The sequence below is a fragment of the Bacillota bacterium genome, assembly GCA_029961055.1.
Lineage (GTDB): Bacteria > Bacillota > Sulfobacillia > JAIMAT01 > JAIMAT01 > JAIMAT01.
In genome coordinates this window covers 83,446-97,095 of record JASBVM010000004.1, presented here as the reverse complement: position 1 = coordinate 97,095, position 13,650 = coordinate 83,446, and the positions used below count along the sequence as shown (strand labels likewise).

The 13,650-nt window shown below is 74.7% G+C and carries 11 protein-coding genes; 4 read left to right on the top strand and 7 right to left on the bottom strand.

Annotated elements, in window-relative coordinates; all coding sequences use genetic code 11:
• Positions 1–17 precede the first annotated feature (17 nt).
• Positions 18–1,097: a TIGR04053 family radical SAM/SPASM domain-containing protein gene (locus QJR14_01480; protein MDI3316291.1), complete on the top strand. Its 1,080-nt coding sequence runs from the start codon at positions 18–20 to the stop codon at positions 1,095–1,097.
• A gap of 91 nt (positions 1,098–1,188) precedes the next feature.
• On the opposite strand, the gene QJR14_01475 is transcribed toward QJR14_01480, so the two are convergent.
• From QJR14_01475 to QJR14_01455, 5 genes are all read right to left on the bottom strand, one after another.
• Positions 1,189–2,682, bottom strand: a complete 1,494-nt coding sequence (locus tag QJR14_01475) for a DUF2079 domain-containing protein (GenBank protein MDI3316290.1) — start codon at positions 2,680–2,682, stop codon at positions 1,189–1,191.
• Positions 2,679–3,263 (bottom strand): QueT transporter family protein, encoded by a 585-nt coding sequence (locus tag QJR14_01470; protein ID MDI3316289.1) that lies wholly within the window; start codon positions 3,261–3,263, stop codon positions 2,679–2,681. Before QJR14_01470 ends, QJR14_01475 begins: the two co-directional genes overlap by 4 nt.
• Positions 3,264–3,340: 77 nt before the next feature.
• Positions 3,341–4,498, bottom strand: coding sequence for a VWA domain-containing protein (locus tag QJR14_01465; GenBank protein MDI3316288.1), 1,158 nt, complete (start codon positions 4,496–4,498; stop codon positions 3,341–3,343).
• Between the two features lie 49 nt (positions 4,499–4,547).
• Complete coding sequence (locus QJR14_01460) at positions 4,548–5,243, bottom strand: LytTR family DNA-binding domain-containing protein (protein MDI3316287.1); 696 nt, start codon at positions 5,241–5,243, stop codon at positions 4,548–4,550.
• Positions 5,244–5,260: 17 nt separating this feature from the next.
• Entirely contained in the window at positions 5,261–6,337 is a 1,077-nt protein-coding gene (locus QJR14_01455) for a histidine kinase (protein ID MDI3316286.1), read from the bottom strand.
• A gap of 291 nt (positions 6,338–6,628) precedes the next feature.
• Here QJR14_01455 and aceA point away from each other — a divergent pair, with 291 nt between their 5' ends.
• Positions 6,629–7,963 (top strand): isocitrate lyase, encoded by a 1,335-nt coding sequence (aceA, locus tag QJR14_01450; GenBank protein ID MDI3316285.1) that lies wholly within the window; start codon positions 6,629–6,631, stop codon positions 7,961–7,963.
• Positions 7,964–7,967: 4 nt separating this feature from the next.
• Here the strand turns inward: aceA and QJR14_01445 are convergent, their stop codons facing one another.
• Together QJR14_01445 and QJR14_01440 are read right to left on the bottom strand one after the other, a co-directional pair.
• Positions 7,968–9,266 (bottom strand): alpha/beta fold hydrolase, encoded by a 1,299-nt coding sequence (locus QJR14_01445; GenBank protein ID MDI3316284.1) that lies wholly within the window; start codon positions 9,264–9,266, stop codon positions 7,968–7,970.
• On the bottom strand, positions 9,263–10,624 hold the full coding sequence (locus QJR14_01440; GenBank protein MDI3316283.1) for a methyltransferase domain-containing protein: 1,362 nt from the start codon (positions 10,622–10,624) through the stop codon (positions 9,263–9,265). Before QJR14_01440 ends, QJR14_01445 begins: the two co-directional genes overlap by 4 nt.
• Before the next feature lie 148 nt (positions 10,625–10,772).
• Here QJR14_01440 and QJR14_01435 point away from each other — a divergent pair, with 148 nt between their 5' ends.
• A complete protein-coding gene (locus QJR14_01435; protein ID MDI3316282.1) occupies positions 10,773–12,404 on the top strand; it encodes a gamma-glutamyltransferase family protein in 1,632 nt (543 codons plus the stop codon).
• Positions 12,405–12,672: 268 nt separating this feature from the next.
• Positions 12,673–13,602 carry a TerC/Alx family metal homeostasis membrane protein gene (locus QJR14_01430; protein ID MDI3316281.1) on the top strand — a complete coding sequence of 310 codons (930 nt, stop codon included), beginning with the start codon at positions 12,673–12,675 and terminating at the stop codon, positions 13,600–13,602.
• The last annotated feature ends 48 nt before the right edge of the window (positions 13,603–13,650 follow it).

The following is a 13,650-nucleotide window of genomic DNA, read 5'->3' as shown; positions in this document are numbered from 1 at the left end:
AGTCGGAGGTCGATGGGATGCCGTCGCGGGACTTCGATCGTTACCCTTTCCTGGTGATCTGGGAGACCACCGTCGCCTGCGGGCTGGGCTGCCTCCACTGCCGGGCGAGCGCCCGGCAGGAGCGGGACCCCGAGGAACTGAGCACCGCGGAGGCGTTGGACCTGGTCGACCAGGTGGCCGAGCTGGAGCGGCCGCTCTTCGTCCTCTCCGGGGGCGACCCGATGATGCGCGAGGACCTGGAGCAGATCGTGCGCCGCGCCCGGGAGAGGAAGCTGGGGGTGGCGGTGACGGCCAGCGCCACGCCGCGCGTCACCCGCCAGCGCATCCGCGCCCTGGCGGCGGCCGGTCTCCAACAGTGGGCATTCAGCCTGGACGGGCCGACGGCCGAGGTGCACGACCGCTTCCGCGGCGTGCCGGGAACCTTCGACCTGACGCTGGAGCGGATCGGCTGGCTGCGGGAGGAGGGCCTGCCCGTCCAGATCAACACGGTGGTCACCCGCCACAACCTGGACCTGCTGCCCGCGATGGCCGAGCTGGTCCGGCAGCTGGGCGCCGTCCGCTGGGAGGTCTTCACCCTGATCCCGGTCGGTCGGGCGGTCTCGGGGGTGGAGCAGCTGACCCCCGAGGAGCACGAGCGGGTGATGGCCTGGCTGGTCGACCTGGGCGGCCGCGTCCCCTTCGCCATCACCTCCACCGAGGGCCCGCAGGTGCGGCGGATCCGCGCCCAGGCGGGCGCCCGACCGGATGGCGCGGGTGCCGCGGGGGGCCGGCATGGCCGGGGCATGCCGGGGAGCCCGCTGCCGGTCTGGGACGGCAACGGCTTCGTCTTCGTCTCCTACCGCGGAGAGGTCTTCCCCAGCGGCTTCCTGCCGCTGGAGACCGGGAACGTCCGCCGGGAGCGGCTGGGGGCGATCTACCGGGAGGCGCCGCTCCTGCGCGCCCTCCGCAGGCCCGACGGCTTCCACGGGAAGTGCGGCCGCTGCGAGTTCCGCCGCGTCTGCGGCGGTTCGCGGGCGCTGGCCTGGGCGACCAGCGGCGATCCCCTGGGCAGCGACCCGCTCTGCACCTATACACCGGCAGGGGAAGAGGCGGTATAATGCTTCCGGACGATGTCTCCATTCTTCCGCTAGTCGGTCTCTTTCTTCCTGATGAGGCGCCACCCGCCCTGGGCAAGCGGGTGGCGCCGCGTCATCTGCCGGTGCAGGCGGAGGGGGCGAGCTCGCGGGCGGCGACCGCCGACTGGTAGAGGACGACCCCGTCGCCCGCGTAGCGGAGGCGGAAGGGCCCCGAGGCCAGGATGCGGCGGAGGTCCCGTTGCTGCTCGTCCAGCGGGACGATGGGCGCGAAGGAGCGGCCCGGCGCCCACAGGACCCAGACCCGAAGTCCGCCCAACCCCTTGGCGCACGCCCGCGCGAGGAAGGTGTCGAAGCGGTCGTAGGGTTCGGCGCCCACGGCCGCCCGGTCGTAGAGGGGGACCACGGTGCCGGTCTGCCCGAAGACGATCGCCTGCCGAGGCACCTGCGCGGCGGCGCGGTCGAGGCCGGCCACCAGCGGCGGCGGCAGCGGGCGGATGCGCCAGCTCAGCGCCGGCACGCCCTCCCGCACGGTGACGACGGTGGCGGAAGCCAGGAGCAGGAGCGCCGCCGCCCCTGCCCGCAGCCGGCGCTGCTCCGGGCGGCGCCGGATCCAGCGGCCGGTCGCCCGGATCGCCGCCCAGGCCAGGAAGGGCGCCGCCCAGATGGTGTACTGCATGTACGGCAGCCCCAGGATCGGCGCCTTCCCCAGCGAGTTGACCAGCAACACCAGGAGCGCCGGCAGCGCCTCCACGGGCCCGAGGAGCGGGAGCCCCGCGAAGAAGCCGAGCAGGGTGACCCAGTACCCTGCGTGGCCGGCGACCGCCCCCACCAGGTACCCCGGGTGGCGAAGGAGCGTCAGCACCATCTCCGGCACCGAGCCGCCCAGGTACCCGTAGTTGCCGGCGATGGTCCGGTCCTGCAGGCCCGGCTCGAGGCGGGGCAGGATGAAGTGCTGCTCCAGCACCAGGAGGAGGCCGGGCAGGACGAGGGCGACGAGCCCCCGCCGGTCGAGGCGACCCCGCCGAAGGCCCGCCAGGAGGAGCGTCAGACCCAGGCCCGTGACCGGCACCGCCGCCTGGTTCTTCACCGCCAGGGTGAGCAGCACCAGGGGTCCGAAGAGGCGGTCGCGGCCGCTTTCGAGCGCCCAGATCAGCCACGCGAGGAAGAAGAAGCCCAGCGAGTCAGGGTGCCACTCCACCACCGCGCCGGCGATCACCCCCGGGAAGAGGAGCACCGCGGGAAGGAGCGCCAGCGACCAGCCGCTTCCTCCCCAGTGGCGCCAGGCCAGGAGGACCAGCGGGACGGCGCCGAAGGCGAGGGCGAAGCCCTGCAGGGCGAAGACCGCCACCGGTCCGCCCAGCCGGAGGAGCGGCGCCAGCGGGTAGACGATCCACTGCGCCGCGTCGCCCAGGATGGACCGGCCGTTCAATCCGTTCCAGCCGGTCCAGTCGCCGGCTGCGATCCGCGCCATGGTGTGCAGGTAGATGCCGGTGTCCCAGGCGGTGAGGAGCCAGTTGCGATACTGCTCCACCTTCAGCCAGGTGAAGAGCGCCCCCAGCAGCGCCGCCAGCAGCCAGAGGGCGCGCCGCCGGCCGGCCGCCGTCATCGCCCCCGCCCTTCCTCCTGCCGCCCCCGGACCGGCGCCCGCTGCCCCCCCTCCTCCAGGAGCGAGGCCGGCAGGCGCCGGAGGCCGATGAGGAGCGCCCCGCCGAAGAGCACGACCACCACCGCCTCGCTCGCGGTGATGGCGGCCGCCGTGGGCAGGTAGGGCACGTGGTAGAGCGGGCTGAGGTAGGCGGGCACCAGCAGCCCGTTGAGCAGGATGGGCGGCAGGAAGGCGAGCCACGATCCCCGCAGCCGCCGGGTGAGGAGGGCGGCCAGCAGCGTGACGGCGCTGCCGCCGAAGATGTCCCAGGGGCCGAGGCCGCCGGCCAGGTTGGCCAGCATGCAGCCGGCCCAGAGTCCCAGGGGCGCCTCCGCCATCCGCACCGGCAGGAGCGTCAGCGCCTCGCTGACGCGGAGCTGGACCGGCCCGTAGCCCAGCGGCCCGAGGACCACGGTGAGGGCGAAGTAGGCCGCCGCCACCAGTGCCACCCGAGCCAGCCTGCGGGCGACGGTACGCCCGGAAGGCTCTCCGCCGCCTTCCGCCGCGCGCAGCCCTCCCTCCCTTCGCCTCTCCAACCTCATGGCACCCGTCCCCCCTCGGCTCCCGCGCTTCCCCCGCCGGGCGCGCCCGGCGGCGCACCCTCGACCCGGCGGGCCGGCTACCGCCGCAGGCGGAGCCGTTCCGCCAGCGCCGTCAGCGCCGTCGCGTCGTGGGCGTCGGCGAAGGTGTCGACGTACGGGAGCGCCGCCCGCATCCCGCGGGCCAGGGGCCGGTACCCCGGCGTGGAGAGGAGCGGGTTGAGCCAGACAACGCCGGCGGAGCGCCGGTGGATCTCCCGCATGGCGCGCTCCAGCCGGTCCACCTCCCCCGTGTCCAGCCCGTCGGAGAGGATGAGGACCACCGTCTCGCGCCCCAGGAGGCGGTCCCCCCACCCCTTCAGGAACCCCTCCAGGGCGGCGCCGATGCGCGTCCCTCCGCCCCACTCCGCTCCCAGCCCGCGGAGCGTGGGGAGCCTCCCCGGACCCCCGGTGCGCAGCTCCCGGGTCACGCGGCGGAGCGCGGTGGAGAAGAGGAAGACCTCCACCCGCTGGGCGGAGCGGAGGAGCGCGTACCCCAGCTGGAGCATCAGGCCGGCCTGGGCGGCCATGGAGCGGCTGGCGTCGAGGAGAAGGACGAAGCGCGGGCGCCGCGGCGGGTGGCCCAGCCAGTACGGCCGTTCCCACTCGCCGTCGGTCTCCAGGCCGTGGCGGAGCGTCTGGCGGAAGGCGAAGCGCCGCCCGTGGCGGCTGGGCCGCCAGCGGCGGCTCCTCCCCAGCCGGACGCGGAGCGCCAGGGCGCGTGCGGCCGCCAACACCGGCTCCAGCTGCTCGGCCGGCACCGCCGCCTCGCCGCCCGGCCTGCCGGCCGCCGGGCTGTAGAGCGCATTCCGCGGCCGCTCGGCTTCCGCTCGGCCCCCGCCCCCGGGCGACCTCTCCGGCAGGCCCACCTCGCCCTCGCCCTCCGCGGCCGGGGCGCCGTCGTCGCCGCGCCGGAAGGGGTCGGGTTGGGCGGAGGCGCCCCCCGGGGGCGGAGGCGCGCCCGGTTCCCGGAAGAAGAGGTCGAAGAGGGCGTCGAAGACGGGCGCTTCCTCGGGACGGGTGGTGAAGACGAGCCGGAGCGCCTCCCGCATCGCCTCCCGGTCGTCCAGGGAGACGACCTCCAAGGCCGAGAGCGCGTCGGCGCTCTCCCCCGGCCCCACCAGGAAGCCCGCCCGGCGGAGCGCGCCGGCGAAGCGGAGCACCTGCCGGGAGAGCAGCTGTTCGGACTGCCGCGGCACCGTCGCTCACCCCTCCCGGCCACCATGGTACTCGCCCCCGCTCCCGCGGTCAGAGCGGCCAGCCCAAGAGCTGGCGAAGGCGGCGCGCACCGCTCCGGCTGACGGGCAGCTCCGCGCCCGCGGGCGCGCGCAGGCGGAGCCGGTAGGTGCCGTGGAAGAGCGGGACCATCTCGGTCACCTGGCGGAGGTTGACCAGGAACGCGCGGTGGCATCGGCAGAAGAGGTCGGAGGGGAGGGCCCGCTCCAGCCGGTGGAGCGGCGCCCGCACCCGGACCTTCCGCCCGTCCACCAGCTGCGCGCGTACCTCGTCGCCCTGCGCCTCCAGGAAGGCGATCGCCTCCAGGGGGAGGGGGAGGAGCCTCTCGCCTTCCTCCGCCAGGAGCGTCCTCGGCCGCCGGTTGACCACCTGTTCCAGGAGGCGGTCGACGGTGTCGGCCAGGCGCGCCGGTTCGACCGGTTTGAGCAGGTAGTCGACCGCTCGCAGCCCGAAGGCCTCCAACGCGTGCTCCTCGAAGGCCGTGACGAAGACCAGCAGGGGCTGTTGCCGGCGGCGTCCCAGGAGGCTCGCCCAGTCGAGACCTCCCAGGCCGGGCATCTGGATGTCGAGGAAGAGGGCGTCGCAAGGCTCGGCCGCCAGGAGCGCCTCCGCCTCCCCCGCGCTCCCCGCCTCGCCCACCACCTCCACCGCCGGGAAGCGCCCCAGGAGGTAGCGCAGCTCTGCCCGGGCGGGCGGCTCGTCGTCCACCAGGATGGTGCGCAGTCTCAGGGTGCCACCGCCTCCTCCCCCGTCGCCTCGAGCGGGAGGACCGCCCGCACCGCCGTGCCCCGGCCGGGCACCGAGCGGACGCGGAGGCCCGCGCCCTGCCCGTAGAGGTGGAGCAGGCGCGCGTGGACGTTGGAGAGCCCGAGGCCGGACCCCTCGCCCACGCCCGGCTCCAGCACCCGCCGCAGCCGCTCGCGGGGGATGCCCGCGCCGTCGTCCACCACCAGCAGATGGAGGCGGCCTGCGCCCGCCCGCAGGCGGACGCGGACGCGACCCGCTCCCGCCCGGGGCAGGATGCCGTGGACCAGCGCGTTCTCCACCAGGGGCTGGAGGGTGAGCGCCGGGATCCGCGCCCTCCGGGCGCGGGCGTCCACCTCCACCCGGACGTCCAGGCGTTCGCCGAACCGCGCCTTCTCCAGCTTCAGGTAGGCTTCGAGGAAGCGGAGCTCGCTGCTCACCGCCACCCGCTCCTCGCGGACGGCGATCGCCCGGCGGAGGAAGGTGGCCAGCTCCACCAGCAGCTCGCGGGCGCGGTCCGGCTCCTCACGGCTGACGGCGATCACCGTGTTCAGCGCGTTGAAGAGAAAGTGCGGGCGGATCTGCGCCTGGAGCGCCTCCAGCCGGGCCTGGGCGAGCAGCTGCCGCTGGCGGTCCGCCTCCGCCAGCGCCACCTGGAGGCTGAGCAGCTCGCTCATGCCGGCGGCCAGGCGGGTGTCGTCCACGCCTCCCGCCGTCTCGGGGGAGCCGTGGGCGCTCCGGTAGAGCTTCACCGTGCCCACCACGCGGCCTTCCAGCCGGAGCGGGGCGATCACCGCCGACTGGACGGAGCAGGGGCAGCCGGCCACGGGGCAGCGGAGCTCGGACTTGTCGTGGACCCGGGTGATCCGGCCGCTGCGGATCGCCTGGCGGGTCGCCTCGGTCTGGATCGGCATGCCGGCGCGCACGTGCGGGCAGCCGTGCCCCTCGTAGGCCAGGATCCTGCGGTCGTCGGTGATCGCCACCGCGTCGGCCCCGGAGAGGCCGAGGATGATGCGGGCGATGCGCTGGGCAGCCTCCGGGAGCAGGGGCGGGTTCATGCTCGGCTTCCTCCGGGCGAAACGGCCTTTCGTCTTCCGGCTTCGATTGCCCATTGTACATGGCGCTGGCCCGGGCGACCACCGCCCATCCCCCGCTCCGGACCGTCCACCGCCGCGTTGCGACCGCCGGCCGGCCGGCGCTGGCCGGGCGGCAGCGGCACGGGCTATAAAGGGGGCGCCGGGCGACCCCCACCGGTGCGGCGGCAGGTCGCGGCAAGGGGCTGGACGCCGCCGGAAGTTTCGGGCATGATGCGCGAAAACGGCGGATGCGCGGTGAAGGAGGATGGGACGATGGAGGCGAGCAGGGTGCGCGAACGCGTCCGCCGTGAGGCGGAGCAGCTGGAGAGGGAGTGGGCCGAGGACCCGCGCTGGCAGGGGATCGAGCGCGGGTACTCGGCCTACGACGTGGTCCGTCTCCGGGGCTCGGTGCGCATCGAGCAGACCTTGGCCCGGAGAACGGCGGAGCGGCTCTGGCAGCTCCTGCATGAAAAGCCCTTCGTCCCCGCCCTGGGGGCGTTGACGGGCGGCCAGGCGGTGCAGATGGTCAAGGCCGGGCTGGAGGCCATCTACCTCAGCGGCTGGCAGGTGGCGGCCGACGCCAACCTGGCCGGCGAGACCTATCCGGACCAGAGCCTCTACCCGTCCAACAGCGTCCCGGCACTGGTGAGGAGGATCAACCGTGCGCTCCTCCGGGCGGACCAGATCGACTGGCTGGAGGAGCGCGAGGGCACCGACTGGCTTGCGCCCGTCGTCGCCGACGCCGAGGCGGGCTTCGGCGGGCCGCTCAACGTCTTCGAGATCATGAAGGAGATGATCGAGGCCGGCGCCGCGGCCGTCCACTTCGAGGACCAGCTGGCCGCGGAGAAGAAGTGCGGGCACATGGGCGGCAAGGTGCTGGTGCCGACCTCCCAGCACATCCGTACGCTCCAGGCGGCGAGGCTGGCGGCCGACGTCCTGGGCACGCCCACGCTGATCGTGGCCCGGACCGACGCCCTGGGTGCCAACCTCCTGACCAGCGACATCGATCCCCGCGACGCCGCCTTCCTCACCGGCGAGCGGACCCCGGAGGGCTACTTCCGGGTGAGGAACGGGCTCGAGGCGGCCATCGAGCGGTCGCTGGCCTACGCCCCCTACGCCGACCTGCTCTGGTTCGAGACGGCGCACCCCGACCTGGAGGAGGCGCGGCTCTTCGCCGAGGCGATCCACCGTCGCCACCCGGGGAAGCTCCTGGCCTACAACTGCTCGCCCAGCTTCAACTGGCGGCGGCACCTGACCGAGGGGCAGATCGCCCGCTTCCAGGAGGAGTTGGGCGAGATGGGGTACCGGTTCCAGTTCATCACCCTGGCAGGTTTCCACGCCCTCAACGCCAGCATGTTCGAGCTGGCCCGGGGCTACGCGGAACGGGGCATGAGCGCCTACGTCGACCTCCAGGAGCAGGAGTTCGCCCTGGAGCGGGAGGGCTACACCGCCACCCGCCACCAGCGGGAGGTGGGCGCCGGCTACTTCGACGCGGTGGCCGAGGTGATCAGCGGCGGCCTCGCCTCCACGCTGGCGCTGCGCGGCTCCACGGAGGAAGAGCAGTTCGAGGGCGGTCCGCGGCCGCAGCGGACGGCGGCGAACGCCTAGCGGTTCAAGGCTCGCCCGCCAGGCGGTGGCCCGCGCGGAGGAGCGCCTCGCGGGCCACCGCCAGTTTCTCCTCGGGGACCAGGAGCAGATCCGTCTGGTAGGTCGACAGGACGAAGACGGGCACCCCCGCCTCGGCCAGCGGCACCGCAAGCCCTGCCAGGATCCCGACCTCGGAGAGGTCGAGCGGCCCGTCCACCGCCAGGGCCCGCCAGCCCCGGGCCGCCCCCGCGCCCTGCGGCAGGGCTTCCTCCGGCTCCACCAGCGTGAGCTCCTCGCGCGTCCGGATGGCCGCGCCCAGTGCGCCGGCCCGCCCCTCCTCCGCCCAGGCGGGGACGGGCGAGTCGGGCGGCAGCGAGAGGAGCGCGAAGCGCCCCGGCACGAGGCGAAGGCGCCGGCCCGCGGCGGGCGGGAGTTCTTCCGCGCCCGCCCGTTCCGGGGGCGGGCCGCCGGCTGCCGCCGCCCCGCCCCGGGGAGCCTCCGCCCCCGGCGCCTCCGGCGAGCCCGGCGACGGGGCGCGCTCCTCCGCCGGGTACCGGAGCAGCGCCGCGAAGAAGTCGGCCACCCTCCGGTTGGCCCTCTTCTGGGTGCTGAAGTTCCGCCACTCGTGGCCCGACTCGAAGAGGAGCAGCTCCGCCCCCGGGACCAGGGCCGCCAGGTGCTCCGCCTCGGCCGGGGGGATCACCTCGTCCTGGCTCCCGTGGATCACCAGGAGCGGCCGCTCCATCCGGCGGAGGCGCTCTTCCCAGGCGGCGCGCGGGTAGCGTTCCAGGACCTCCTGGGCGTACCGCCAGGGGATCAGAAAGCGCGGTTCCTCCTCGCTGAAGCGGAGCAGGTATCCGCGGGCCCGCCAGTCCTCCATCCGCGCCTGATACTCGGGGTTGGCCAGCGGCCAGGAGGGGGCCGACATGACCGCCACCGCCGCCACCGCTCCCTGCTCCTCCAGGGCGGCCGCCAGGCTGACCGTCCCGCCCAGGCTGTGCCCGAAGAGGAAGACCTGCGCGTACCGCGCCCGCGCCTCCTCGACCAGCAGGCGCACGTCGTCCACCCAGTGCGGGAAGGAGAGCCCGTCCAGGCCGCCGCTGGCCTCGTTGCCGTGGTTGGGGTAGTCGGGCACCCAGGCGTCGATGCCGCGCCGGTTCAGCTCCCGGGCCAGCCGGCTCATCCGCTGGACGCGGCGCGAGGAGCCGAGGCCGTGGCTCAGCAGCGCCACGGCGCGCGCACCCTCGACCCGGTAGAGGTCCAGGACCAGGGTCTGGCCCCGGGGGTTGGCCACGTATCGCTTCTCGACCTCTCTCTCGCTCAACCGATGCCCTCCTTTGTCGCTCCGGCGACGGCGCGGAGCGCCACGAAGGAGCCCCGCCCGTGCCCTTCCTCGACCGGTTCGGGCGGGCTGCCGGGCGCCTCCAGCTCCTCCAGCGGTCGGAAGAGCGTCTGCCGGAACCCGTCCAGGGCGAAGCCCGCCGCCCGGAGCGCCGTCGCCAGCTCCGCCACCGAGTAGAAGCGCGCGGAGCGGTAGAACGGGTTGGCTTCCTTCTGCCTCTCGTAGAGGCGGCCCAGGGGGGCGAGCCGGTCGACCAGGCCGATCACCAGCGCCCCGCCCGGACGGAGCACCCGGCGCGCCTCCTCCAGGCTCCGCGCCAGGTCGTCGACGAAGCAGACGGTGGTCACCATCAGGATCCCGTCCCAGGAAGCCTCCCCGTACGGGAGCTCCTCCGCCACCCCTTCCGTCGCGCGCACCCCGCGGGCCAGCGCCAACCGCCGCATCGCCCGCGCGGGCTCGACACCGTCCCGGATCCCGAGCGGCGCGGCGAAGCGCCCGCTGCCCACGCCCACCTCGAGCCAGCGGCCGGGCGTGAGCAGCTGCCGCACCGCCTCCTTCTCGGCGGCATAGGTGCGGGGATGCCGTTCGAACCAGGCCTCGTACCGGTCCGCCAGGCGGTCGAAGGGCGAGTCGGCCTCGAGGGCGGTCCCTGCCTCGGCCAGCGCGGTCAGGAGCCTCTCGGCCGTGGCCGGCGCAAGCTCCCTCGCCACCCCCGCCCGCTCCTCCAGGAGCCGCGCCGCCTCGCCCGGCTCGGCCATCAGGCCGGCCAGCGCCCGCCGATAGGCGCGGACGTAGGCGCGGAGGGCCTCCTCGGGCACGTCCGGCCGGCTGGCGCCCACCAGCGTCCGGCCTTCGTCCAACCGGGCCAGGAGGCGGAAGCCCGCCTGCTCGGCCCACTCGCTGAAGGGTGGGTGGAGGACCGCCAGGTCCGCCTCCCCCGCCTGGAGCGCCTCCCACCGCCGGCCGGTGCCGCCCACTGCCAGGCGGCTCTCCTCCGGCAGACCGGCCCGGGCAAGCCAGCGGTAGGCGAGCGGAGCGAAGCCCGAGCCGGGATCGTCCACCGCCAGGCGCCGGCGCCCCGGCCAACGCGGACCGGCGACCAGGAAGAGCGGGCCGGCGCTCCCGCCCATGAAGGCGCGGAGGCCCGCCCGCCGGGCGTCGGGCTGCTCCAGGTTGCCCGGGGCCGTGTGGATCACCTCCACCTCACCGGCGGCGATCCGCTCGATCTGCTCCTGGCGCGAGGCCGTCAGCCGGAGCTCCACCCGGCCCTCCTCCGCCATCCGCCAGAGCGGCAGGTTCTGGGCACCCGGGAAGACCAGGGCGCGGAGGATCCCGCCCATCTCACCACCTCCGCGGGATCGCCGCAGCGCGCCGGCGGGAGACCCCGCCGGCGGGAGCCCCTCCCGCCAGGATTCCTCTCCTCCTGAAGCGTATCGAGCAGGTGCACGGTGCGCGTCCCATCCCCTCAGGAAGCGAGGCGTCTGCGCGGTGAGCCTCTCGTTCGATCCCCTCACCTATCCCTATCCCTCCCGGCGTCTGCTCGTCTACGCCCGGAACGGGATGGTGGCCACCTCCCAACCGCTGGCAGCCCAGGCGGGGCTGGAAGTCCTCCGCCACGGCGGCAACGCCGTGGACGCCGCGGTGGCCACCGCCGCCGCCCTGACCGTCCTCGAGCCGACCTCCAACGGCATCGGCTCCGACGCCTTCGCCCTGGTCTGGAGCGAGGGCCGGCTCCACGGGCTGAACGCCAGCGGCCCCGCCCCCGCCCTGGCCTCCGCCGAGGAGCTCCTCCGCCGGGGCTACCGGGAGGTCCCGCTCCAGGGCTGGGCGGCGGTCACCGTCCCCGGCGCCCCCGCCGCCTGGGCGGAGCTTCAGCGCCGCTTCGGCCGCCGCCCTCTGGCGGAGCTCCTGGAACCCGCAGCCCGGTACGCCGAGGAGGGCTACCCCCTCTCCCCGGTCCTGGGCGCCGCCTGGGCGGCCGCCGTGGAGCGGTACCGCTCCCTGGCCCGGGAGGAGCCGGAGCTCTACCGCCCCTGGCTCGAGACCTTCGCCCCAGAGGGCGTCGCCCCGGCCATCGGCGGCCTCTGGCGTTCGCCCGCCCACGCGCGGACCCTCCGGACCATCGGCGCGAGCGGCGCCGACGCCTTCTACCGGGGCGAGCTGGCCGAGGCCATGGACGCCTTCGCCCGCCGCACGGGCGGCTGGCTCCGGGCCGGCGACCTGGCCGTCTTCCGGCCCGAATGGGTGGAGCCGCTCTCCGTCCGCTACCGCGGGGTGGACGTCTGGGAGCTCCCCCCCAACGGCCAGGGGCTGGTGGCGCTGATGGCGCTCCAGCTCCTGGAGAGCTTCGATCCCCCTTCCTCCCGCGGCTGGGAGGCCGAGGCGGAGCGGATCCACCGGGCCGTGGAGGCGGTCAAGCTCGCCTTCGAGGAAGGCTTCCGCGAGATCGCCGACCCGCGCGCCATGCGCCTCCCGCCCGCCGAGCTGCTGGCCCCCGGGCGGGCGTCCGGCCGCCGCAAGCGGATCGGCGCCCGGGCCTTGGAACCGGCGCCGGGGCCGCGGCCCGCCGGGGGCACGGTCTACCTCTGCACCGCCGACCGCGAGGGGAACATGGTCTCCTACATCCAGAGCAACTTCACCGGCTTCGGCTCCGGGCTCGTGGTGCCCGGCACCGGCATCGCCCTCCAGAACCGCGGCGCCTGCTTCACCCTGGAGGAAGGTCACCCCAACCGCCTGGAACCGGGGAAACGCCCGTTCCATACCATCATCCCGGGCTTCCTGACGCGCGACGGGGCCCCGCTGGGGCCTTTCGGCGTGATGGGCGGGCTGATGCAGCCGCAGGGACACGTCCAACTCCTGACCGGCCTTCTCGACCTGGGGCTCAACCCGCAGGCGGCGCTGGACGCGCCGCGCTGGCGCTGGGTGGACGGCCGCCGGGTGGAGTTCGAGCCGGGCATGCCGCCCCACCTGGTGGAGGCGCTGGCCCGCCGTGGCCACCAGGTGAGCTGGGCGACGCATTCCGGCGGTTTCGGCCGCGGGCAGGTGATCCTCCGGACGGCGGACGGCTCTCTGGTGGGCGCCAGCGAGCCCCGCGCCGACGGCCAGGTGGCCGCCTGGTGACGCGGGCCGTGGTAGGTTTCCGGCAGCCTTTCCGGTAGAATGACAGCCGCACAGGGGGAGTAGCGACCGGTCCCGCACGCGCTGAGGCGGGCCGGTGGACCTGCCGGTCAACCCGAGCCGAGCTCCCGGCAGGCCAGCCACCCCACCATCGAGGACGGTGCGGGGGCGCGGCGAGACCCTGGTTCCCAGGGAACCGGGGCCGCCGCGCCCTCTTGTGCAACGCCCGCGCGCGGCGAACCCCGGTCCCGGCCGGCGGAGGTGTCCACCCGTGTGGGGAGCGCACGCTCTCGAACTTCTCCTCTTCCTCGCGTTCGTAGGTTTCGCCACCTGGCTCGACCTCTTCGTCCTGCACCGGGACGACCACGAGATCGGCCTGCCCGAGGCGGCCTGGACCTCGGCCGCCTGGATCGCGCTGGCGCTGGCCTTCTCGGGCTACATCTGGATCCGCTACGGCCCGGAACTCTGGATGCAGTACCTCACCGGCTACGTGCTGGAGAAGGCGCTCAGCATCGACAACCTCTTCGTCATCGCCGTCCTCTTCGGGCTTCTGGGGGTGCGGGGCGGGCTGCAGCATCGCGCCCTGGCCTGGGGCGTGCTGGGAGCCGTGGTGATGCGCGGCTTCCTGATCGTGGTCGGCGTCGAGCTGGTCCATCGCTTCGACTGGCTGCTCCCCCTCTTCGGCCTCTTCCTTCTCTGGAGTGCGGGGCGGATGCTGGGGGGCGGCGCGCGCAGGAGGCCGCTGGAGAGGTCGCCGCTCTACCGCTGGGCGACGGAGCGGCTCCCCATCCACCGGGGCTTCGACGGCCACCGGTTGATCACGCGGCAGGAAGGCCGCTGGGCCCTGACCACCCTGGGTCTGGCCATCCTCCTGGTCGAGGGCACCGACCTGCTCTTCGCCATCGACAGCCTCCCGGCGGTGATGGGGGTGAGCACCGATCCCTTCGTCGTCCTGACGTCCAACCTCTTCGCGGTGCTGGGGTTGCGGGCGCTCTACTTCCTGCTGGCAGGAAGCCTCACCCGCTTCCGCTACCTGGATGTCGGGCTGGGGCTGGTGCTGGCCTTCATCGGTGTCAAGATGGTGGCGGCGCCCTTCGGTCTTCACGTGCCGGTGGCCGCCTCGCTGGCGGTGGTGCTGACCACGGTGGCCGTGGCCATCCTGGCGTCGCTGCGGGCGCCGGAGGGCCAGGTCGGATCCTAGCCGGCGAAGGCCGGCCGGAGGCCGGACCGGCGAGGGACGCGGCCTGCA